At 71.0% G+C, this 20654-nt stretch carries 20 protein-coding genes and 1 pseudogene; 7 read left to right on the top strand and 14 right to left on the bottom strand.

What is annotated here, in order from left to right:
• Window positions 1–17: 17 nt before the first annotated feature.
• A complete protein-coding gene (locus tag RIN80_RS01045) occupies window positions 18–989 on the bottom strand; it encodes an aldose epimerase family protein (RefSeq protein ID WP_309093522.1) in 972 nt (323 codons plus the stop codon).
• 10 nt (window positions 990–999) lie between these two features.
• A complete protein-coding gene (locus RIN80_RS01050) occupies window positions 1000–1893 on the bottom strand; it encodes an SGNH/GDSL hydrolase family protein (RefSeq protein WP_309093523.1) in 894 nt (297 codons plus the stop codon).
• A gap of 258 nt (window positions 1894–2151) precedes the next feature.
• Here RIN80_RS01050 and RIN80_RS01055 point away from each other — a divergent pair, with 258 nt between their 5' ends.
• Window positions 2152–2646: a DUF3145 domain-containing protein gene (locus RIN80_RS01055; protein WP_309093524.1), complete on the top strand. Its 495-nt coding sequence runs from the start codon at window positions 2152–2154 to the stop codon at window positions 2644–2646.
• A 79-nt stretch (window positions 2647–2725) separates the two neighbouring features.
• Here the strand turns inward: RIN80_RS01055 and fabF are convergent, their stop codons facing one another.
• The 5 genes from fabF to fasR form a co-directional block, all read right to left on the bottom strand.
• Window positions 2726–3997 (bottom strand): beta-ketoacyl-ACP synthase II, encoded by a 1272-nt coding sequence (gene fabF, locus RIN80_RS01060; protein WP_309093525.1) that lies wholly within the window; start codon window positions 3995–3997, stop codon window positions 2726–2728.
• Between the two features lie 86 nt (window positions 3998–4083).
• Window positions 4084–4332, bottom strand: a complete 249-nt coding sequence (locus RIN80_RS01065; RefSeq protein ID WP_121746777.1) for an acyl carrier protein — start codon at window positions 4330–4332, stop codon at window positions 4084–4086.
• 81 nt (window positions 4333–4413) lie between these two features.
• Entirely contained in the window at window positions 4414–5415 is a 1002-nt protein-coding gene (locus RIN80_RS01070; protein ID WP_309093526.1) for a ketoacyl-ACP synthase III, read from the bottom strand.
• A 16-nt stretch (window positions 5416–5431) separates the two neighbouring features.
• The gene (locus tag RIN80_RS01075; protein WP_309093527.1) at window positions 5432–6367 is read right to left on the bottom strand and encodes an ACP S-malonyltransferase; all 936 of its coding nucleotides are present in this window, start codon (window positions 6365–6367) and stop codon (window positions 5432–5434) included.
• A gap of 89 nt (window positions 6368–6456) precedes the next feature.
• The gene (gene fasR / locus RIN80_RS01080) at window positions 6457–7662 is read right to left on the bottom strand and encodes a fatty acid biosynthesis transcriptional regulator FasR (protein ID WP_309093528.1); all 1206 of its coding nucleotides are present in this window, start codon (window positions 7660–7662) and stop codon (window positions 6457–6459) included.
• A 58-nt stretch (window positions 7663–7720) separates the two neighbouring features.
• Here fasR and RIN80_RS01085 point away from each other — a divergent pair, with 58 nt between their 5' ends.
• A complete protein-coding gene (locus tag RIN80_RS01085; RefSeq protein ID WP_309093529.1) occupies window positions 7721–8374 on the top strand; it encodes a pirin family protein in 654 nt (217 codons plus the stop codon).
• Between the two features lie 15 nt (window positions 8375–8389).
• On the opposite strand, the gene RIN80_RS01090 is transcribed toward RIN80_RS01085, so the two are convergent.
• Both RIN80_RS01090 and RIN80_RS01095 read right to left on the bottom strand, forming a co-directional pair.
• Entirely contained in the window at window positions 8390–9205 is an 816-nt protein-coding gene (locus RIN80_RS01090; RefSeq protein ID WP_309093530.1) for a serine hydrolase domain-containing protein, read from the bottom strand.
• 18 nt (window positions 9206–9223) lie between these two features.
• Complete coding sequence (locus RIN80_RS01095) at window positions 9224–9694, bottom strand: GNAT family N-acetyltransferase (protein ID WP_309093531.1); 471 nt, start codon at window positions 9692–9694, stop codon at window positions 9224–9226.
• 98 nt (window positions 9695–9792) lie between these two features.
• Between RIN80_RS01095 and RIN80_RS01100 the strand changes: the two genes are divergently transcribed.
• Window positions 9793–10257 carry a MerR family transcriptional regulator gene (locus tag RIN80_RS01100; RefSeq protein WP_309093532.1) on the top strand — a complete coding sequence of 155 codons (465 nt, stop codon included), beginning with the start codon at window positions 9793–9795 and terminating at the stop codon, window positions 10255–10257.
• Window positions 10254–11267: an aldo/keto reductase gene (locus RIN80_RS01105; RefSeq protein WP_309093533.1), complete on the top strand. Its 1014-nt coding sequence runs from the start codon at window positions 10254–10256 to the stop codon at window positions 11265–11267. Before RIN80_RS01100 ends, RIN80_RS01105 begins: the two co-directional genes overlap by 4 nt.
• Before the next feature lie 109 nt (window positions 11268–11376).
• On the opposite strand, the gene RIN80_RS01110 is transcribed toward RIN80_RS01105, so the two are convergent.
• From RIN80_RS01110 to RIN80_RS01120, 3 genes are all read right to left on the bottom strand, one after another.
• On the bottom strand, window positions 11377–12228 hold the full coding sequence (locus RIN80_RS01110) for a DUF4429 domain-containing protein (RefSeq protein ID WP_309093542.1): 852 nt from the start codon (window positions 12226–12228) through the stop codon (window positions 11377–11379).
• Between the two features lie 66 nt (window positions 12229–12294).
• Window positions 12295–13503, bottom strand: a complete 1209-nt coding sequence (locus tag RIN80_RS01115; RefSeq protein WP_309093534.1) for an alpha/beta hydrolase — start codon at window positions 13501–13503, stop codon at window positions 12295–12297.
• 73 nt (window positions 13504–13576) lie between these two features.
• Window positions 13577–14209 carry a TetR family transcriptional regulator gene (locus RIN80_RS01120; RefSeq protein WP_309093535.1) on the bottom strand — a complete coding sequence of 211 codons (633 nt, stop codon included), beginning with the start codon at window positions 14207–14209 and terminating at the stop codon, window positions 13577–13579.
• Window positions 14210–14325: 116 nt separating this feature from the next.
• Here RIN80_RS01120 and RIN80_RS01125 point away from each other — a divergent pair, with 116 nt between their 5' ends.
• Window positions 14326–15945, top strand: a complete 1620-nt coding sequence (locus RIN80_RS01125; protein ID WP_309093536.1) for an MFS transporter — start codon at window positions 14326–14328, stop codon at window positions 15943–15945.
• Window positions 15946–16187: 242 nt separating this feature from the next.
• Complete coding sequence (locus tag RIN80_RS01130; protein ID WP_309093543.1) at window positions 16188–16499, top strand: small hydrophobic protein; 312 nt, start codon at window positions 16188–16190, stop codon at window positions 16497–16499.
• Window positions 16500–16566: 67 nt separating this feature from the next.
• Here RIN80_RS01130 and RIN80_RS01135 read toward each other — a convergent pair whose 3' ends face one another.
• Window positions 16567–17301: a potassium channel family protein gene (locus RIN80_RS01135; protein WP_309093537.1), complete on the bottom strand. Its 735-nt coding sequence runs from the start codon at window positions 17299–17301 to the stop codon at window positions 16567–16569.
• A gap of 84 nt (window positions 17302–17385) precedes the next feature.
• Window positions 17386–20133: a pyruvate dehydrogenase (acetyl-transferring), homodimeric type gene (gene aceE, locus RIN80_RS01140; RefSeq protein ID WP_309093538.1), complete on the bottom strand. Its 2748-nt coding sequence runs from the start codon at window positions 20131–20133 to the stop codon at window positions 17386–17388.
• Between the two features lie 420 nt (window positions 20134–20553).
• Here aceE and RIN80_RS01145 point away from each other — a divergent pair.
• Window positions 20554–20654: pseudogene (locus RIN80_RS01145) on the top strand (DUF3052 domain-containing protein); the annotation flags it as partial.

Consider the following 20654-nt stretch of genomic DNA (forward strand, 5'->3'; position numbering starts at 1 on the left):
CCGGGGCTCGTGGCCCCTCAGCGGGTGCCGAACCCGTACACCGTCTCCGAGCGGAACACCTCGCCCGGCCGCAGCACGGTCGTCGGGAACTCCGGCCGGTTCGGCGAGTCGGGGAAGTGCTGGGTCTCCAGCGCGACGCCGTCGCCGGGCGCGAACGGCTCGCCCAGGTGATCGGCGGTGTACAGCTGGAGCCCGGGCTCGGTGGTGGCCACCGTCAGCACCCGCCCCGACGCCGGGTCGTGCAGCTCGGCGACCTCCACCGGAGTGTCCGTCACCCCCTTGTCCAGCACGAAGTTGTGGTCGTAGCCGCTGCCCACCTTGCGCGCCGCACGGAAGTCGAACCGCGTGCCGGACACCTCCTCCGGGCCGCCGGCCGGGATCAGGTCCGCGTCGACCGGCGTGTACCGGGAGGCCGCAAGCCGCAGCTCGTGACCGGCCGCGTCACCGGAGCCGGCCAGGTTGAAGTAGCTGTGGTTCGTCAGGTTCACCACGGTCGGCGCGTCCGTCACCGCCTCGTACGCGATCCGCAGCGCCCCGTCCGCCGACAGCGAGTACGTCGCCGAGACCTCCAGCCGCCCGGGGAACCCCTCCTCGCCGTGCGGACTGACCCGGGACAGGCGCACACCGTGCTCGACCGGGCTCACGTCCCACACCCGCTTGTCGAAGCCACGCACCCCGCCGTGCAGCGAGTTCGGCCCGTTGTTCGCCTCCAGGGCGTACGTCCGCCCGTCCAGCGGGAACCGGCCGCCGGCGATCCGGTTGGCGTACCGCCCGACGAGGGCACCCAGATACGGCTCCGGATGGCCGAGGTACCCGTCGAGATCCGGGAACCCCAGCACCACGTCGGCGGCCCGCCCGGCCCGGTCCGGCACCTCGACCGACTGCACGATCCCGCCGTACGACAGCACCCGCACCCGTACACCCGCCCGCTCCAGGGTCCAGCGGTGCACCGGGGTCCCGTCGGGAAGTGTGCCGAAGAGTTCGCTCATGTGCGGAACCCTAAGTCAGGGGCTTTTCCGCCGTGACGGTGCGGTACGCGATCTCCGCCAACCGGGCCTGTCCGTTCACGCTCGGGTGGAAGTAGTCCCAGCGGCTCAACTGGGCCGTGCCGAAGCGGTACTCGTACACCGCCCCGCCGTCGTGACGGCACCGCTCGTCCTGGTCGCAGACCTCCGCCAGGACCTTGTTGTACTCCTCCACGCGCTGGCGCACCCGCTCCCGCCGCAGGGTCGCCGACGCGTCCAGGGCGTCCGCGTCGCCCAGCATCGACGGGCAGATGCCCAGCTGCCAGACCTGCCTGGCCATCGCGCTGGAACGGCCCTCGGACCACAACCGCTTCAGGTCGGGCACGCTCGCCACGAACACCTGGGCCTTGGGCAGGGCCTTGCGCAGGGAACGCAGCGAGTCCTCGAAATCGGCACGGAAGGCGGAGACCGGGGTCATCGCCGAGGGCGTGGCCCGGCAGGCGTCGTTCGCCCCGACCATCACCGTCACCAGCTGCGGTTTGCGCCGCACCGCCCGGGCCATCTGCCCGGGCAGGTCGGCCATCCGCGCGCCCGTCACGGCGTGGTTCCAGCTCCGCCGGGCGGCCCCGGTCCTGCCCAGCAGCCGCACCGCCAGCGAGTCGACCTCGGGGCTGGTGCCGGTCGCCCAGGACGCCTCCGGACAGTCCGACAGCACGTCACACGCGTCGAAGGCGCGCGTGATGGAGTCACCGACGGCGGCGACGGAACTCGGGCTGCGGTCCCACAGGGGCGTGGGCTTCGGGGACGGTTGCGCACGCTGGGACGGGGCTGCGGAGTCGCCGCCCACGGCGTCACACCCGGCCACGCCCAGCACGGCCGCGGCGACCACGGCGAGGACACCCCGTGCGCGATGGCTCCGCGTCCACATGTCTGGTCCGTCCCCTCGCCGTGCCGTCCCTGTCTGCCCAACCCATGACAACGCACGAGGGTTCCCGGCCGATCAGGTGCAACGGCTCACACCCGCACAAGCGTCCCCCTGGGTGAATGGCGGGAGTTTCCCGGCACCCGGACCGACCGTACGTCACACTCCTCGCGCCCCCGCACGGTAGCCTCGCCATCAACGTGACCCGCCCGGTCACCGCCGTTCCGCCTGTTCCAAGATGGTCCGCTCTGCCCGGAGGTTCCGGTGACGACACGTGGAGTTCTGTACGTGCACTCCGCGCCGCGCGCGCTGTGCCCGCACGTCGAGTGGGCCGTCGCCGGGGTGCTCGGCACACGCGTCAGCCTGGACTGGATCCGGCAGCCCGCCGCGCCCGGCACCTGGCGCTCGGAGTTCTCCTGGCAGGGCCAGGTGGGCACGGCGTCCAAACTGGCCTCCGCGCTGCGCGGCTGGCACCTGCTGCGCTTCGAGGTCACCGCGGAACCCTGCCCCACCGCCGAGGGCGAGCGCTACAGCTGCACCCCTGACCTGGGCATCTACCACGCCGTCACCGGCATGCACGGCGACATCCTCATCCCCGAGGACCGCCTGCGCGCGGCACTGCAGCGTTCCCAGCAGGGTGAGACCAACCTGGAAGCGGAGCTCAGCAAGCTCCTGGGCAAGCCCTGGGACGACGAGTTGGAACCCTTCAGATACGCGGGCGAGGGCGCCCCGGTGCGCTGGCTCCACCAGGTGGTCTGATTCCCGCTCGCGCGTACGTGAAGGGCCCCCACCCGCAGGTGGGGGCCCTTCACGTGGAACGAGTGGGAAGCCGGGCTTCTCAGACGGTCCGGAACGCCAGCACCACGTTGTGCCCGCCGAAGCCGAACGAGTCGTTCAGCGCGGCGATACGGCCCTCGACCGGCAGCTTCCGGGCCTCACCCCGCACGACGTCGGCGTTCGCCTCGGCCTCCGGGTCCAGGTTCTCCACGTTGATCGTCGGCGGAGCCACCCGGTGGTACAGCGCGAGCACCGTCGCCACGGTCTCCACACCACCGGCGCCACCCAGCAGGTGCCCGGTCATCGACTTCGTCGCGGACACCGCGATGTGGTCGGTGTCGTCACCGAACACCTTCCGCAGCGCCTTCAGCTCGGCGATGTCCCCGGCCGGCGTCGACGTCGCGTGCGCGTTGACGTGCACGATCTCCGCCGGGTCCAGGTCGGTGCGCTCCAGCAGGTTCTGCAGGGCGTGCGAGATGCCCCGCCCCTCCGGCTCCGGCTGCACGATGTCGTGCGCGTCGGCGGAGATGCCCTGCCCGACCGCCTCGGCGTACACCCGGGCCCCGCGCTTCGCGGCGTGCTCGGCGGACTCCAGGACGACGACTCCGGCGCCCTCACCGAGGACGAAGCCGTCACGGGCGACGTCGTAGGGGCGCGACGCGCCCTGCGGGTCGTCGTTGTTCTTGGACATCGCCATCATGTTGCCGAACGCGGCGATGGGCAGCGGGTGGATCGCCGCCTCCGTGCCACCCGCGACGACGACGTCGGCGCGGCCGGTACGGATCATCTCGATGGCGTAGCCGATGGCCTCGGCGCCCGAGGCGCAGGCGGAGACCGGCGTGTGCACGCCCGCCCGGGCGCCCACGGCCAGACCCACGTTGGCCGACGGGCTGTTGGGCATCAGCATGGGAACGGTGTGCGGGGAGACGCGGCGGACGCCCTTCTCCTTCAGCACGTCGTACTGGTCGAGCAGCGTCGTCACGCCGCCGATGCCGGAGGCGATGACCGCGCCGAGCCGGTCGGGGTCGATGTTCGGGTCCTCGCCGGCCTTCGCCTCGAAACCGGCGTCGGCCCAGGCCTCCTTGGCCGCGACCAGCGCGAACTGGGCCGAGCGGTCCAGTCGGCGGGCCTGCGGCCGGGGGATGACCTCGGTCGGCTCCACGGCGACCGGCGCCGCGATCCTGACGGCCTGGTCGGCCGCCCAGTCCTGCTCCAGGGGCTTGACGCCGGAACGTCCGGCGACCAGGCCCTCCCAGGTAGAGGCTGCGTCGCCACCCAGCGGTGTGGTTGCGCCGATACCGGTGACGACCACGGTGCGATTGGTCGAGCTCACGGGAATTCTTTCTCCAACGGATCCGAGGATTAAGCGGCGCCACCGCCGGGTGGCGGGGCAGTCAGCCAGACGGCCTGATCGGCCGGTCAGCTCTGGTGCTTGAGGATGTAGTCGGTCGCGTCGCCGACGGTCTTGAGGTTCTTGACGTCCTCGTCCGGGATCTTGACGTCGAAGCGCTCCTCGGCGGCGACGACGACCTCGACCATGGACAGCGAGTCGACGTCCAGGTCGTCGGTGAAGGACTTGTCCAGCTGGACGTCCTCAACCGGGATGCCGGCGATCTCGTTCACGATCTCGGCGAGACCGGCGACGATCTCTTCCTGAGTGGCGGCCATGTTGGCGCTCCTTCGTAGATATCCAGAGGGTGTGGCAGGTGGTTCTTCCCGTCCCGGATCGCATGATCCGGCACGGAGTGCCTAGGGGAGGGTAACGACAGTCGCGGCGTAGACGAGACCCGCCCCGAAGCCGATGACGAGCGCGGTGTCGCCGCTCTTCGCCTCGCCGGTCGCCAGGAGCCGCTCCATCGCGAGCGGGATCGAGGCGGCCGAGGTGTTGCCGGTGGTGCGGATGTCACGCGCGACCGTGACGTGCTCCGGCAGTTTCAGGGTCTTCACCATCGAGTCGATGATCCGCACGTTGGCCTGGTGCGGGATGAAGACGTCCAGGTCGTCCACGGTGATCCCGGCCGCGTCCAGCGCCTGCTGGGCGACCTTCGCCATCTCGAACACGGCCCAGCGGAACACCGCCTGGCCTTCCTGGGTGATCGCGGGGAACTTCTCGACCGTCCCGTCGCGGTAGTCCGTCCACGGCACGGTCTGCTTGATGGTGTCGGACTTGTCGCCCTCGGAGCCCCACACGGTCGGGCCGATCGCGGGCTCCTGGGACGGGCCGACCACGACCGCGCCGGCCCCGTCGCCGAACAGGAAGGCCGTCGCCCGGTCCTCCAGGTCGGTCAGGTCGCTCAGCCGCTCGACGCCGATCACCAGGACGTACTCCGCCGAGCCCTCGACGATCATGCCCTTGGCGAGGGTCAGGCCGTAGCCGAAGCCCGCGCAGCCCGCCGAGATGTCGAATGCGGCGGCCCGGTCCGTGCCCAGCTTGTCGGCGATCTCGGTGGCGACGGCCGGCGTCTGCTTGAAGTGCGAGACGGTCGAGACGATCACGCCGCCGATCTGCTCGACGGAGATGCCCGCGTCGGCGATGGCCTTGCCGGACGCCTCGATCGACATCTGCGCGACGGTCTCCTCGTCGGAGGCCCAGTGCCGCGTCTCGATGCCGGAGCGCGAGCGGATCCACTCGTCGGACGACTCGATCGTCTCCAGGATCACCTCGTTCGGCACGACCCGGGTCGGGCGGTAGCCGCCGACGCCCAGGATCCGCGCGTACGGGGCGCCCTTGCTGGGCTTGATCTTCGCCATGCTCTCGGGCTCCTTCTCAGGCACTGTGCTCGGCGACGAGCTCGCGAGCGGCGTCGAGGTCGGCGGGGGACTTCAGGGCCAGCGTCCTCACGCCCGGCAGGGCGCGCTTGGCGAGGCCTGTCAGGGTGCCGCCCGGGCAGACCTCGATCAGGGCCGTGACCCCGAGCTCCTTGAAGGTCTCCATGCACAGGTCCCAGCGGACCGGGTTGGCGACCTGGCCGACCAGACGCTCCAGCACCTCGCCGCCGGCGGCGACGGCCTGCCCGTCCTTGTTGGAGACGTAGGTGACCTTCGGGTCGCCGGTGCCCCGGGCGTCGGCGGCGGCCTTCGCCAGTGTTTCGACCGCGGGGGCCATGTGGTGCGTGTGGAACGCGCCGGCGACCTTCAGCGCGACGACCTTGCGCACGCCCTCGGGCTTGTCCGCCTCCAGCGCGGCGAGTTGCTCCTTGGTGCCGGCCGCGACGATCTGGCCCGCGCCGTTGATGTTCGCCGGGGTCAGGCCCAGCTCCTCCAGGTGCGGAACCGTCACGGCGGGGTCGCCGCCCAGCAGCGCGGCCATGCCCGTCTCGGTGACGGCGGCGGCCTCGGCCATGGCGAGACCGCGGGCACGGACCAGGCGCAGCGCCTCCTCGTGGGGGAGCACCCCGGCGAGCGAGGCGGCGGTGAACTCGCCGACGCTGTGACCGGCGAGGGCGCCGACCTTGCGCGGGAGGTCGGCCGGGTCCTCGAACAGCAGGGACGCGGACGTCAGTCCGGCCGCGACCAGCAGCGGCTGCGCCACCGCGGTGTCGCGGATCTCCTCCGCGTCGGCCTCGGTGCCGTAACGGATCAGGTCGATCCCCGCGGCGTCGGACCATGCCTCCAGGGCACCGCGGACACCGGGGAGGTCGAGCCATTCAGTCAGGAAGCCGGGCGTCTGGGCGCCCTGGCCGGGAGCGACGAGTACGAGCACTCTCACACTCTCTCTTGCGTACGGGCACGGCCGCCCGTGGGGACAGGGACGAAGAACACGGGGGGGTTTTGTCGAGCTTCCACAAAACCTTAGGGCTGGAGATCTCCATCGACCAGGCGCCCCAGGATCAGCGCGATCCGCAGCGTGAAGGCAGAGCGTACATCGGAGGGTGACCAGCCGGTGACGTCAGTCACACGTCGAAGCCGGTAGCGGACGGTGTTGGGATGCACGAACAGCATCCGGGCCGCGCCTTCGAGGCTGCTCGCCTGTTCGAGATAGACGCTGAGGGTCTCCAGGAGCGCAGCCCCGGCCTCCTCCAGCGGTCTGTAGATCTCCTCCACCAGTTGCTCACGCGCCGAGGGGTCACCGGCGATCGCCCGCTCCGGGAGCAGGTCGTCGGCGAGGACCGGGCGCGGGGCGTCCTGCCAGGCGGAACACGCCTTCAGGCCGGCGGCGGCGGCCTGCGCGGACCGCGTCGCGGCCTGCAGGTCGGGTACCACAGGACCGGCCACGACCGGCCCGGCCGCGAACGGGCCGATGAGCGACTTGGCCACGGCCAGCGGGTTGTTGCTGCCGCCCGCGATGACGACCAGCCGGTCGCCGAGCACCCCGGTCAGCACCTGGAGCTTGGCGTGCCGGGAGGCCCGCCGTATGGCCTCGACGGTCAGCTCGCTGTCCCCGTCGGGGGCCGTGCCGAGCACCACGCAGACGTGCTCGGGCGAGTTCCAGCCGAGGGCGGCGGCCCGGGACACGGCCCCTTCGTCGGCCTCGCCGCTCAGCACGGCGTTCACGACCAGGGACTCCAGCCGGGCGTCCCAGGCGCCGCGTGCCTCGGCGGCCTGGGCGTACACCTGGGCGGTGGCGAAGGCGATCTCGCGGGCGTAGACGAGCAGCGCCTCGCGCAGGACGCGCTCGTCGCCGGGGGCCGCGACCTCGTCGATCGCGGACTCCATGACCTCGATGGTGGTGCGCACCATCTCCACGGTCTGGCGCAGCGTGATCGCCCGGGTCAGCTCGCGCGGCGCGGTGCCGAACACGTCGGTGGAGATGGCCTGCGGGGCGTCCGGGTGCCGGAACCACTCGGTGAACGCGGCGATGCCCGCCTGCGCGACCAGACCGATCCAGGAACGGTTCTCCGGGGGCATGGCCCGGTACCAGGGCAGCGTCTCGTCCATCCGCGCGATGGCCTGCGCGGCGAGTGATCCGGAGGACTTCTCCAGCCGCTTCAGGGTCGCGGCATGTGCGTGGAGGTCACGGGCTGCGGCTGCGTTCTTGCTGGTTTCGGGTTCGGGCACGGGACAAGACTGCCTTATCCGGACGGGAAGGTGCGCCGCCGGGTCTACGGTGGACCGCGTGACGGACATTCGGCGCGCCGGCGAGCGCTACCAGGGCGGCGACCCGGCGGCCGGGATCGAGACCCGGCACGCCTTCTCCTTCGGGCCCCACTACGACCCCGACAACCTCCGCTTCGGCGCGCTGCTCGCCTGCAACGAGGAACGGCTGGCCCCGGGCGCCGGGTTCGACGAGCACCCGCACAGCCACACCGAGATCGTGACGTGGGTGGTGGAGGGCGAGCTGACGCACCGCGACTCCAGCGGGCACGAGTCCGTCGTCCGCCACGGCGACGTGCAGCGGCTCAGCTCGGCGGCCGGGGTGCGGCACGTGGAACGCAACGACGGGCCCGAGCCCCTGACCTTCCTGCAGATGTGGCTCGCCCCCCTGGAGCCCGGCGGCGAGCCGTCGTACGAGGTGGTCCGCGGCATCGCCGACTCCACGCCCTACGCCGTCCCGGAGGCCGGCGCCATGCTGCACGTACGGCGCCTGGCGGCGGGGGAGCGGACGGCGGTGCCGGACGCGGCGTACGCGTACGTGCACGTCGTCCGCGGTGAGGTGCGCCTGGACGGCGAGGAGCTGGGCGCCGGCGACGCGGCCCGGATCACCGGCGCCAGGGGCCTGGAGGCCGAGGCCGTGACGCGGGCCGAGCTGCTCGTCTGGGAGATGGCGTAGGGCTGCGGGCCGCTGCTAGAGCTCCGCCAGCACCGCGTCCGTGAACGGCGGCCACGCCTCGATCGCCCACGGCCCGAACGCCCGGTCCGTCAGCGCCACGCACGCCGCCCCCGCGTCCGGGTCGACCCACAGGAACGTACCGGACTGACCGAAATGCCCGAACGTGCGGGGTGAGGACGAAGCGCCCGTCCAGTGCGGCGACTTGGAGTCGCGGATCTCGAAACCGAGCCCCCAGTCGTTGGGGTTCTGGTGGCCGTACCCCGGCAGGACGCCCTTGGTGCCCGGGTAGTGCACGCTCATCGCCTCGGCGACCGTACGGGGGTCCAGCAGCCGCGGCGCCTGCACCTCGGCGGCGAACCGCAGCAGGTCCTCCACCGTGGAGACCCCGTCCTTGGCCGGGGAGCCCTCCAGGGTCGTCGAGGTCATGCCCAGCGGCTCCAGCACGGCCTGCCGCAGGTACTCGGCGAACGGGATGTCGGTCGCCTTCGCGACATGGTCGCCGAGCTGCTCGAACCCGGCGTTGGAGTACAGACGCCGCTCCCCGGGCGGGGCCGTGACCTTGTGCTCGTCGAAGGCCAGGCCCGAGGTGTGCGCGAGCAGATGCCGCACGGTCGACCCGGTCGGACCGGCGGGCTCGTCGAACTCGACCGCGCCCTCCTCGTAGGCGACCAGCACCGCGTAGGCGGCCAGCGGCTTGGTCACCGAGGCGAGCGGGAACCGCCGCCCGGCCGGACCGTGGGTGCCGAGGACGGTGCCGTCCGCCCGGACGACACCCGCCGCGGCGGTGGGAACCGGCCACTTCTCGATCAACGCGAGGCTCTTCAGCGACATGCGTTCGAGCCTATGCGCTCAGAGCGTCAGCTCCAGCAAGGGGTCGGGCTTGGGGCGGAACCCGAGCGAGACGTACAGCGGCTCGGCCTCCGGCGAGGCGGTGAGCTGCACCCGCCGGACGCCGCGCTCGCGGAACCAGCCCAGCAGCGTCGTCATGCACGCGCGGGCGTATCCGCGGCGCCGGGCGTCCGGGTCGGTGGCGACGCTGAACACGAAGCCCACCAGGCCCCGCGGGTCGCCCGGCCTGCCGATGCGGTAGTCGATCGTCCCGGCCACCAGCGAAGCCAGCGCCCCCGGCCGCCGCGGGTGGTCCACCACGAACGCCGCGAAGTTCCCGTCCGCCTCGCCCAGTTCGGACCTCAGCGTCGGAAGGGAGTCGCCGTGCCAGGCGGGGGAGGGGCCGGAGGGGAACAGCGCGTCGATCATGACCTGGCGCAGGCGCAGAACTTCCTCGGCGTCCTCGGGCAGGGCACGGCGTACGAGACTCATGACCCCGTACGCTAACCAGCCGGATCAGGAGACGTCCTGCCGATTTCTTGCCGTCGGCGCTTGCTTCGAGCGCACTCCAAGGTTCTAGCGTGGGGGGCATGACGGTGATGGAGACCACGGGGACCAGGGCCGACACCTGCGCCGGCCCGCCGCAGCAGAACCGGCGCCCGGACGGCGAGGACCGCTACACGATCAGCGAGGTCGTCGCCTTCACCGGCCTGACGGCCCACACCCTGCGCTGGTACGAGCGCATCGGCCTGATGCCGCACATCGACCGCTCCCACACCGGTCAGCGCCGCTACACCAACCGCGACCTCGACTGGCTCGACCTGGTCGGCAAGCTCCGCCTGACGGGCATGCCGGTCGCCGACATGGTCAGGTACGCGGAACTGGTGCGCGAGGGCGACCACACCTACGCCGAGCGCTTCGAGCTGCTGCGGACGACCCGCGAGGACGTCCTCGCGCGGATCGAGGAACTCCGCGGCACGCTCGCCGTGCTCGACCGGAAGATCAGTTTCTACGCGGACGCCGGGCGTGCCCTGGCGTCGGAGAGGTCCCGATGACGGACGGCAGGATCACGACGGCGAAGCTCGGCGACCACGGCCCCGAGGTGGGTGTCCAGGGCCTCGGCTGCATGGGTATGAGCTTCGCCTACGGCCCCTCGGACGCGGACGCCTCCCGCGCCACCCTGGAGAGGGCCCTCGAACTGGGCGTCACCCTCTACGACACGGCCGACGCGTACGGCGCCGGCGAGAACGAGCGGTTCCTGGCGCCGTTCTTCAAGGCCCACCGCGACGAGGTCGTCATCGCGACCAAGTTCGCCCTGTCCATCCCCGCGGACGACCCGACGCGCCGGATCGTCCGCAACGACCCGCCCTACATCCGCCAGGCCGTCGAGGCGAGCCTGAAGCGCCTGGACGTCGAGGCCGTCGACCTCTACTACATGCACCGGCGCGATGTGAACGTGCCGATCGAGGAGAGCGTCGGCACCATGGCGGACCTGGTCCGCGAGGGCAAGGTCAAGCACCTGGGCCTGAGCGAGGTCACGGCGGACGAACTGCGCGCCGCGCACGCCGTGCACCCCATCGCCGCCGTGCAGTCGGAGTGGTCCCTGTTCAGCCGCGACATCGAGGCGCGCGTCGTCCCGGCGGCCCGCGAGCTGGGCGTGGCCCTCGTGCCGTACTCCCCGCTCGGCCGGGGCTTCCTGACCGGCTCGTTCACCAGCGCGGAGGAGCTGTCGTCCGACGACTTCCGCCGCCATCAGCCCCGCTTCACGGGCGACAACGCGATGGCCAACGCCACCCTGCTGGAACTGATCCGCTCGGTGGCCGAGGCCCACGAGGCCTCCCTCGGCCAGATCGCCCTGGCCTGGGTCCACCAGCAGGCGGCCCTCCGCGACCTCCCGGTCATCCCGATCCCCGGCACCCGCAAGCCCTCCAGGGTCGAGGAGAACACGGCGGCGACCAGGATCGTCCTGACGGACGAGCAACTGGACCTGCTGGACGGCATCGCGGCCCAGGTGGCGGGCAACCGCTACGCGGACATGGCCTTCACGTCAGCGGGCCGGGAGTAGCGAAGCGCGCCTTCGGGGGCGCGGGGCCGTGCCGATGTGCGGCTCCGCCGCGTGTGCGCGACCGGCCACGCACGAACCCGCGCCCCTCCACGGCGAGATCGAGCAGACGCTAGAGCTGCGCCAGCAACTCCGCCTTCTTGACCGAGAACTCCTCATCCGTCACCAGCCCGGCCTGATGCAGCTCCCCGAGATGCCGGATCCGCTCGGCGATGTCCGCGGGGTCCCGGCGCGGCGCGGGCACGGCGGCCACCGGACTGGACGTCCGCACCGCGGCCAGCACCGCCGCGGCGAACGGCAACGACTCGTGCACCGGCCCGTACCCCAGCCCGAACACCACCGCGGCCGGATCCTGGTCGGCCTGCGCCGCCGTCTGCCCGGCATCCCGCCGCAGCAGCCGCAGATGCCCCTCGAAGACCTCCGGCGAGCGCCACTCCACCCCGTCGAGCTCTCCGACGGAGAAGCTCTGGTCCCCGGCCTTCCACTTCGCCGACGACGCACCGGTCCAGAACCAGCGGAAGTTCACGGTCCGGCCGTCGAAGGAGGCCTTCCCGTCGTACGCCTTGAACGACAGCGGTCCCTTCGGCGGCTCCACGAGGAACCGGTCCGCCGGCCCGGACTCCGTCAGCAGCCCCCGCAGTTCGTCGGCGTAGTACTCCGCGAGCACCTCCCGCTCGGCGGGCAGCACCAGCCGGTAGGGGTCGCCGCTCTCCTTCAGCTGCCCGGCAGCCGCCTCCATCAACGGGTCCGCCCCGGGGCGCGGTTCGACCCGCAGCACGACCGTGCCGCGCTTGCCGCGCGTCAGCGTCACCCCGGCTATGGCGTCCAGCGGGATCCGCCGTTCCCCGAGTGCCTGGAAGAGCTTGGGTGTTCGAATGCCCCGTTCGTAACGGATGAGCACGGAGTCGGACTCGAACTCCCAGGCGGCATGAAATCCGGCCAGTACGTCACCCATGCGGCTCATCGTATGCGGCACGCGCTCCTCCGTCCCCCTGCCGAGCAGACCGCGGTTCCTTCGCCGCTACGCGCGTCAGGCCGCCGCCGTACCGGACGAACCGGTCCGGCAGACGCCGTCTTCGTGCGCGCAGTGCACCGAGCGGTATGCGCCAACGCCGATCTCTGCGAAATTGAACAGACTTGCCGTGCCCGGCTCGAAGTAGCCGGCGTGACCCTTCGCGCCCGCCGCCGACAGCACCCGTGCCCCGAAGCCGGCGGACACCGGATCGGCCCCGTGGCCCAGCCCGCCCAGCTCCAGGTACGGAACGTCCTGGATCCAGTCGTCGGCGTCCCGCATGGCCCACACCCGGGCGCCGGTGCGCAGCTGGGCGGCCTTCTCGACGCGCATGCCGGGGCTGCCGGCCACCGCGATGTCGGACACCCGGTCCGGCAGGCCGTGCGCCGCGACCCCGCAGACCACGGAGCCGTAGCTGTGGCAGAACAGCGACACCGGCGCGGTGCCGGGCAGCGCCCGCACCAGCGAGCCGAGCCGCACGGCACCGTCCTCGGCGCGCATCGCGGTCGCGGAGTCGATGCCGAGGCCGCTCGGCGCCGTGTAGTCGGCCCAGGCGATCACGGCCGTACGGGTCGAGGGGCTCGCCCGCTTCTCGGCCGCGTACAGGGCCTTGGCCATGCCGACGGGCGCCGAGTAGGGGCGGTGGGTGCGCTGGAAGGTGAGCAGGTCGGTGTCGACGCCGGGCACCACGACCGAGACCCGCTCCGCCTCGCGCAGGTCGCCGAAGACCTCCGCCACCCGGCCCGAGCCCTCCGGGTCGAAGGCCAGGATGTGGCGGCCCTTCTCCAGGAGGTCCTCGAAGCGGTGCATCCTGCGCCCGGCCTCGTGCTGCCCGGCCGGGGTGAGGCGCTTGTCGTGCATGCGTTCCCGCTCGACGTCACGCGCCTCGGCCAGTGCCACGCGGTTGGCCCGGTAGCGCAGCTCGATGGGGGCGCCGTTCATGTTGCCGACCGCCAGGGCGTACTTGCGGACCAGGCTCGCGCGGTCCCGCTCGCCGAGCGAGCCGAAGAAGCGGGCGAGCTTCGCCGGCCCGGACTGCGGGTCCGGCAGGCGGCGGCCGGCGATCCGGCCGTCCTCCCACGCGGAGAGCGAGGCCTGCAGCGGCGTGTCACCCCGCTGGTTGCGCAGGGCCGTCCAGCCGGTGGTCGCCAGCATCACGAACACGACGGCCAGAGCGAGCAGTGCGCGCCAGACGGTCAGTTGCGGGGAGGTGTCGAAGGAAGTCACTGAAAGGACACACTAGGAGAACGAGAGGGTCTCGCGTGAGCCAAGTGACCGGGATCACGTTTCGGTGTGTGGTCTAGGGGGACGGCTCCGCACGCCAGTTCCCGGCCAGTGCGGGTCCCACCTGATCGAGGTAGGCCGTGGTGAGTTCGCGCAGCCCGTCCAGGGTGAGGTCGTCCCCGGCGGACCAGAGCCGCTCGGTGACGCGAATCACCCCGCCGAACAGGGCGACGACGATCCTCGGCCGCGGGTCCGCGTCGACGTCGAGCCCCTCGCGCTCGGCGATGATCCGGGCGAGCTGCTCCTCCAGCTCCGCCGCCCGGCGCAGATGGGCGGCGAGCAGCGCGGGTGTCGACTCGATCACCCGGTAGACGCGCATGTGGAGGTCGATCGGCACGATCTCGGCGACGGCCTCGTGGATCGTGTCCCAGCTCTCCACGACGGCCCGGCGCAGCGCCTCCAGCGGCACCTCGTCCCGCGGACGGGCCCGTACGGCGTCGACGACGAGGGCCTCCGCGAGCCGCGGCACGAAGAACGCCGTCTCCTCCTTCCCGGCGAAGTAGCGGAAGAAGGTGCGCTGCGAGACGTCGACGGCGGCGGCGATGTCGTCGACGGTCGTCTCCTCGTACCCGCGCGTGGCGAACAGCTCCAGGGCGGCCCGCAGCAGGGCGTCCCGGGTGCGCTGCTTCTTGCGTTCGCGCAGGTTCAAGGTGTTCCTCTCGTCTGAAGTGTTTTCCCAGATCAGGCTATACGGGGATGTCGTGTCAGTTACCGACTAGTGAATTGGTTTGTCAATTGTCAGTGGCTGTCATTAGCCTCGAACGTATGACTAGTCAGACCACCATCGACACGACGGGGCCGGGGGGCGGCACCCCTGCGACGCCGTCGGACGCGACGCCGGGCAAGGGGCTGCGAGGGCACCCCTGGCTCACCCTCATCACCGTCGCAGTGGGGGTCATGATGGTGGCCCTCGACGGCACCATCGTGGCCATTGCCAACCCGGCGATCGGCAAGGACCTGGGAGCCTCCTGGTCGGATCTGCAATGGATCACCAACGCCTACTTCCTCGCCCTCGCGGTCTCCCTGATCACCGCGGGCAAGCTCGGTGACCGGTTCGGTCACCGCCAGACGTTCCTCATCGGCGTGGCGGGCTTCGCCGCCTCCTCGGCCGCCATCGGACTGTCCAAGGGCATCACCGCGGTCATCGTCTTCCGCGTCTTCCAGGGGCTCTTCGGCGCGTTGCTGATGCCGGCCGCGCTCGGCCTGCTGCGGGCCACCTTCCCGGCCGAGAGGCTGAACATGGCGATCGGCATCTGGGGCATGGTCATCGGTGCCTCCACGGCCGGCGGCCCGATCCTCGGCGGCGTGCTCGTCGAGCACGTCAACTGGCAGTCGGTGTTCTTCATCAACGTGCCGGTCGGTGTCCTCGCCGTCGTCCTCGGCGTCTGGATCCTGCTCGACCACCGCGCCGAGAACGCCCCGCGCTCCTTCGACCTGCTGGGCATCGTCCTGCTGTCGGCCGCGATGTTCTGCCTCGTCTGGGCCCTGATCAAGGCCCCGGAGTGGGGCTGGGGCGATCTGAAGACCTGGTCGTTCATCGTCGCGTCGGTCGTCGGCTTCGGGCTCTTCGCCCTGTGGGAGACGAAGGTCAAGGAGCCGCTGATCCCGCTGGCGCTGTTCCGTTCCGTTCCGCTGTCGGCGGGTGTCGTCCTCATGGTCCTGATGGCCATCGCGTTCATGGGGGGCCTGTTCTTCGTGACGTTCTACCTGCAGAACGTGCACGGGATGAGCCCGATCGACGCCGGTCTGCACCTGCTGCCGCTCACCGGCATGATGATCGTCGGCTCGCCGCTCGCCGGCGTGCTGATCACCAAGTTCGGACCGCGCCTGCCGCTGGCCGGCGGCATGGCCTTCACCGCGATCGCCATGTACGGCATGTCCACGCTGGACGCGGGGACGGGCAGTGGTGTCATGTCCGTCTGGTTCGCCCTGCTCGGCCTCGGCCTCGCGCCCGTCATGGTCGGCGCCACGGAGGTCATCGTCGGCAACGCGCCGATGGAGCTCTCCGGTGTCGCCGGCGGACTCCAGCAGGCCGCCATGCAGATCGGCGGCAGCCTGGGCACGGCCGTGCTGGGCGCCGTCATGGCCTCCAAGGTCGACAACGACCTGGCCGGCAACTGGGCGAAGGCGGGACTGCCCCCGCTCACCCCGGCCCAGACCGAGCAGGCCGCGCTGGCCGTCCAGCAGGGCAGCGCCCCGGTGCCCCCGGGCACGCCCGAGCAGATCGCCGTGAAGATCACCGAGGTCGCGCACACCACGTTCATCGACGGCATGAGCCTGGCCTCGCTGACCGCCGCGGGTGTGGCCGCCGTCGCCGTGTTCGTCGCGTTCCTCACCAAGCGCGGGGAGAACGCCGAGGCGGGCGCGGGCGTCGGGCACATCTGACGGAGTGCCGCGGATCCCGGCCGAGTTCGCCTATCAGGGTGAACGAGGCCGGGGATCCCTCCCCTCCCACCCCCACCGCAGGTCACAGTGGGTCAAGTCCTCCGCAGGGCATGGGGGACGGACGCTGCGGCGCGCTGCCGGAGGGGGGTGGCGCGCAGGCAGCGGGATTGAAGGCCGCATCCGGGGTACTCGCCATGTCGTACCCGCATCGAACCCAACCGACCGAGGGTTTACGGGAGTTGATGATGGCGAGCTTCGGACACGGTACGCGCAGGCACCCCCGCTCACGTGGCCGGACGTGGTCACGTACCGGGCCGGATCGCGCGACGCTCGGAATCATCGGAGTCATCTGCGCGGTCGCCGGTTTCTTCGTGCTGGGGATCATCCTCGGCCCCGTGGCGATGGTCTGCGGCTGGCTCGCGATGGGCCGTAGCTGGGCGGGCTCCCGGCCGGTCACGGCCGTGGTGGCCTTCGTCCTGGGCGCCATCGACACGCTCCTGGCCGTCATCTGGCTGGCCGGAGCGGCGACGCCGGGCAACGGCATGCTGTTCTGACCTGCCGTCCCCCGCGGGGAAGTGAGGGAAGGGTCTCCGGCGACCGCGCCGGAGGCCCTCCTTCCTGTCATTTCACCGGTGTCCCCTTCAGCGCCGCGAGTTCGTCGCGCAGCGCCCGGACCTCCTCCGTCAGCTCCCGAATCGCCTCGGTCTGCCGCCGCTCCTCCACGTCGTCCTTCTCGAACCGGGCGATGAACCAGGCGGCGATGTTCGCGGTCACCACACCCAGCAGGGCGATGCCGGACAGCATCAGCCCGACCGCGAGCATCCGCCCCAGCCCGGTCGTCGGGGCGTGGTCCCCGTAGCCCACGGTCGTCATCGTCGTGAAGGACCACCACACGGCGTCACCCAGCGTCCGGATGTTCCCGTCCGGCGAGTCCCGCTCCACGGACAGCACGGCCAGCGAGCCGAACATCAGCAGCCCGACCACCGAGCCGGCGACATACGTCGTGAGCCTTATCTGCGAGGCCATCCGCGCCCGCTGCCCGACCAGCAGCAGCGTGGACACCAGGCGCAGCAGACGCAGCGGCTGCAGCAGCGGCAGCACCACCGCCGCGAGGTCCAGCCAGTGCGTCCGGACGAACGACAGCCGCCGCTCGGCCAGGGCGAGCCGGACGAGGTAGTCGAGGGCGAACGCCCCCCACACCACCCACTCCACCGCCGTGCAGACCTCCACCACCTCCCGGCCCGCGTCCGGCCGGACGATCGGCACGGCGTAGGCGACGGCGAAGGCCAGGGCCAGGCCGAACAGGGGGCGCTGTGTGTGCTGTTCCCAACGGAGCTGGGCCGACTGCTGGTGCATAGGCCGCATCGTAGGAAAGGTGAAGGGGTGGTGCGCCCACGGTGTACCCGTGAGGCTCACCACCCCTTGACAGGGCTCGCTGTGTTATGCGTCGCCGCCCGCGGCCCCCGGGTCCGCGGCCGACACGTCGAGCAGCTGGTACCGGTCGATGGCCTGCTTGAGCACCGACCGGTCGACCTTGCCCTCGCGGGCCAGCTCGGTGAGGACCGCGACCACGATCGACTGCGCGTCGATGTGGAAGAAGCGCCGCGCCGCACCCCGGGTGTCGGCGAAGCCGAAGCCGTCCGCGCCGAGCGACTGGTACGGCTGCGGAACCCAGCGGGCGATCTGGTCCGGAACCGACCGCATCCAGTCGGACACCGCCACGACCGGCCCCTGCGCGTCCGCGAGCTTGCGCGTCACGTACGGCACCCGCTGCTCCTCCTCCGGGTGCAGCAGGTTGTGCTCCTCGCAGGCCACGGCCTCGCGCCGCAGCTCGTTCCAGGAGGTCGCCGACCAGACGTCCGCCCGGACGTTCCAGTCCTCGGCCAGGATCCGCTGCGCCTCGATCGCCCAGGGCAGCGCGACACCGGACGCCAGGACCTGCGCCGGGGTCTGGCCGGCCGTGCCCTCGCTGAAGCGGTACAGGCCCTTGAGGATGCCCTCCACGTCCACGTTCTCGGGCTCGGCGGGGTGCTGGATGGGCTCGTTGTAGACGGTCAGGTAGTAGAAGACGTCCTCGCCGTGCGGGTGCTCCGGCGAACTGCCGTACATCCTCCGCAGCCCGTCCTTGACGATGTGCGCGATCTCGAAGCCGAACGCCGGGTCGTACGCCACGCAGCCCGGGTTGGTCGAGGCCAGCAGCTGCGAGTGGCCGTCGGCGTGCTGCAGGCCCTCACCGGTCAGGGTCGTCCGGCCGGCGGTCGCGCCCAGGACGAAACCGCGCGCCAGCTGGTCGGCCATCTGCCAGAACTGGTCGCCGGTGCGCTGGAAGCCGAACATCGAGTAGAAGACGTAGACCGGGATCAGCGGCTCGCCGTGCGTGGCGTAGGCCGAGCCCGCGGCGATCAGCGAGGCCGTGCAGCCCGCCTCGGAAATGCCGTCGTGCAGCATCTGGCCGTTCGGCGACTCCTTGTAGGCGAGCAGCAGCTCGCGGTCGACCGACTCGTACTGCTGGCCGAGCGGGTTGTAGATCTTCGCGCTCGGGAAGAACGAGTCCATGCCGAACGTGCGGTACTCGTCCGGCGCGATCAGCACGAACCGCCTGCCGATCTCCTTGTCCCGCATGAGGTCCTTGAGCAGCCGCACGAACGCCATCGTCGTCGCGATGGACTGGTGTCCCGAGCCCTTCTTCACGGTCGCGTACGTCTTGTCCTCGGGCAGCGGCAGCGGCTTGGAGCGGACGACGCGGGTGGGCACGTAACCGCCGAGCGACCTGCGGCGGTCGTGCATGTACTGGATCTCCTCCGAGTCCCGGCCCGGGTGGTAGTACGGCGGCACGCCGGACTCCAGCTCCTTGTCCGGGATCGGCAGGTGCAGCCGGTCGCGGAAGCGCTTGAGGTCGTCGACCGTCAGCTTCTTCATCTGGTGCGTGGCGTTGCGGCCCTCGAAGTTCGGGCCCAGCGTCCAGCCCTTGATGGTCTTGGCGAGGATGACCGTCGGCTGTCCCTTGTGCTCCACGGCCGCCTTGTACGCCGCGAAGATCTTGCGGTGGTCGTGACCGCCGCGCCCCAGGTGCAGGATCTGGTCGTCGGTCATGTTCTCGACCATCGCGCGCAGCCGGTGGTCGTCACCGAAGAAGTGGTCGCGGATGTACGCGCCGGTCTCCGTGGCGTACGTCTGGAACTGCCCGTCCGGCGTGGTGTTCATCTTGTTGACCAGCACGCCGTCGCGGTCCTGGGCGAGCAGCGGGTCCCATGTGCGGTCCCATACCAGCTTGATCACGTTCCAGCCGGCGCCCCGGAAGATCGACTCCAGTTCCTGAATGATCTTGCCGTTGCCGCGCACCGGGCCGTCGAGGCGCTGCAGGTTGCAGTTGACGACGAACGTGAGGTTGTCCAGGCCCTCGCGGGCGGCGATGGACAGCTGGCCCAGCGACTCCGGCTCGTCCATCTCGCCGTCGCCCAGGAACGCCCAGACGTGCGACTTGGAGGTGTCGGCGATCCCGCGCGCCTCCATGTAGCGGTTCATGCGCGCCTGGTAGATCGCGCCGATCGGGCCGAGGCCCATCGACACCGTCGGGAACTCCCAGAAGTCCGGCATCGACCGCGGATGCGGGTACGACGACAGCGCGTACGGCGCCTTCGACTTCTCCTGGCGGAAGCCGTCCAGGTGCTGTTCGCTCAGCCGGTCCAGCAGGAAGGCGCGGGCGTAGATGCCGGGGGAGGCGTGGCCCTGGAAGAAGACCTGGTCGCCGCCGTCGCCCTCGTCCTTGCCGCGGAAGAAGTGGTTGAAGCCCACGTCGTAGAGGGAGGCGGAGGAGGCGAACGTGGCGATGTGGCCGCCGACGCCGATGCCCGGGCGCTGGGCGCGGGAGACCATCACGGCCGCGTTCCAGCGGGTGGCGTTGAGGATCTTGCGCTCGATCTCCTCGTTGCCCGGGAAGAACGGCTCGCTCTTGGTGGGGATGGTGTTGACGTAGTCCGTGCTGCGCATCTCCGGCACGGCCACGCGCTTCTCGCGGGCCCGCTCGATCAGCCGCAGCATCAGGTAGCGGGCGCGCTCCCGGCCGCGCTCGTCGACGGCGGCGTCGAGGGAGTCGAGCCACTCCTGCGTCTCTTCGGGATCGAAGTCAGGAACCTGACTCGGAAGGCCGCCAATGATGATCGGGTTGCGATCGGATGCGGAAGCCACGCTGTTCCTTACCTGTCAGAGGGCCGTGCGAGGGCCGCTGTTTCGCTGTCGTCGCTGGGCGTCGTCGCTGGGGGGCCGCGCCGCTCCCCATGGTCCACCTCGGGGCCGTGAAACGTCATCTCTACCGAGCGGTAACCCGTGCGTGAGATCGACTCCGTGACGTATGGGGCGAATACCTTCGAGTCTCGTACCCACGGACGATTCCCAAACGCCCAAACGGGGCAGAAAGGTGTGGTGTGCGTCACCTGGGACCATGATGGTGTGCCTGGAGTTGCGGTGACACGGCCAGGATCGTCACCGTTTCGGCGGTCTGGACGGCCGGGTACTTGCGCGATCCGTCCCGCCCGTGTGGACTACGGCCAATGCTTCGCGCACGCGCGTGGCTGAGATATTTCCCAAAACATGATCAGGAGGCAACCCGTGAGCGCGACCGCGGACCACGCGGAGGAGCGGACGAACCCTGCCGCCAGGCTGGGGTTCCAGCCCGGGCAGGTGGTCCAGGAGATCGGCTACGACGACGA

This window comes from Streptomyces sp., assembly GCF_031181705.1.
GTDB lineage: Bacteria > Actinomycetota > Actinomycetes > Streptomycetales > Streptomycetaceae > Streptomyces.